This is a genomic window from Streptococcus sp. GMD4S, from assembly GCF_000296955.1.
In genome coordinates, this window is sequence record NZ_AJRE01000396.1 from 1 (window position 1) to 588 (window position 588).

Annotated in this window: 1 protein-coding gene; it reads right to left on the reverse strand. The window is 35.9% G+C overall.

The window, feature by feature from the left end:
• On the reverse strand, positions 1-530 hold a 530-nt coding region (locus GMD4S_RS10145; RefSeq protein ID WP_000095447.1), incomplete at its 3' end, for a PolC-type DNA polymerase III N-terminal domain-containing protein.
• Positions 531-588: the final 58 nt, after the last annotated feature.

The following is a 588-nucleotide window of genomic DNA, read 5'->3' on the forward strand; positions in this document are numbered from 1 at the left end:
GTATGGAAGGCTTCCTCCTGCTCTTGTGTAAGAGCATCATTCTTTTCTATTTGGCATACAAAAGCTGGAAAACCAAACTTTTCGAGTTGCTTTGCCAAATTAGGAAGATGATTCTTCTTAAAGTGCTCCTTATCAATCGCCTCTGAACCTTCAATAATGAGTTGATTTCCCTCCACACGAACGTTTAAATTCTGGTAAAGAGATTTAAACCCCTGACTTGCACATGGACCTTCAGAAAAAGCCTCTCTATAGTAGGCCTGCAAGAGTTCATTAGAGACTTCTTGAGAAAGAGCCTTGATTTCGAAAACAGCTCGGTTTCCTGTCTTAGAAAATTCTTCACCAAGCCCTTTCTTTAACTCTAAAAAGATTTCAATCGGTAAAATATTAGAAAATACAAAATGAAATTCCCAAATCTTACTAATTTTATGAACCACAACACGCTCAATTCTGGCATCAACAAGAGCAGGATCCCGTCTCAATTGATCAGAGACTCCTAGTTGATTCATTAAAATTTCAAACTTACTTGACATTCATTTTCCTCACATTATTCTCTTACTATTTTACCATAATTAAAGAAAATATATGACT